Genomic DNA, 607 nt, shown 5'->3' with positions numbered 1-607 from the left:
GACTTTCGAGTCGCGTCAGGTCAACCAGGTCAACGTTTCCGAGTAACAATCTAGCTGAAAACTTAGGGCTTGCTGTTTGGTTTTGAAGGACTGAGTCCGTGCGACTTGGCTCTTTGAGAATGAAGGACGCTGTAGGGTTTGCCGAAGCGATAGCCCCTGGGCCTATAGCTCAGCTGGCTAGAGCGCGCGCCTGATAAGCGCGAGGTCGGTGGTTCAAGTCCACCTAGGCCCACCATTTTCTCCCTGAAGAGGAGGAAGGCGGTGACGCGCACCCCATCAGCTCCACACAAGTTTTCTCTGAGGTATGGAGAAGCGTTCTTTGACAAGTGCATACGAAGGGTAAGTTCAATTTCTGCTGAGAGAAGTTCTCGCAGAAGCCCTGACGAAAGTACCCCGCTGACGCCGTGAGGCGAAGGTGAGGGGAATGAAGTCAGGTGCTTTTGAATCAAGCGTAAGTAACAAGAAGTCTTCCAGGCTTGCTGCGAAGAGCAGGAGTCTGGGCCTTGGTTTCGAGTTTCGACAATCCGCCGGGAGGCGGGCGTGAAACAAGAGATTAGGGCAAGTAAGCTACTAAGGGCGTGCGGTGGATGCCTAGGTGCCAAGAGGC

1 tRNA gene is annotated in these 607 nt (G+C 54.0%); it reads left to right on the top strand.

Annotation, left to right across the window (positions count from 1 at the left end):
* Nucleotides 1-158 precede the first annotated feature (158 nt).
* Nucleotides 159-235: transfer RNA gene (locus HNV26_RS37415), tRNA-Ile, on the top strand.
* Nucleotides 236-607: the final 372 nt, after the last annotated feature.

It is taken from the genome of Myxococcus xanthus, from assembly GCF_013116825.1.
GTDB classification, from domain to species: domain Bacteria; phylum Myxococcota; class Myxococcia; order Myxococcales; family Myxococcaceae; genus Myxococcus; species Myxococcus xanthus_B.
Note: the sequence above shows the minus strand (reverse complement) of the source record. Positions and strands in the feature narration are given on the sequence as shown.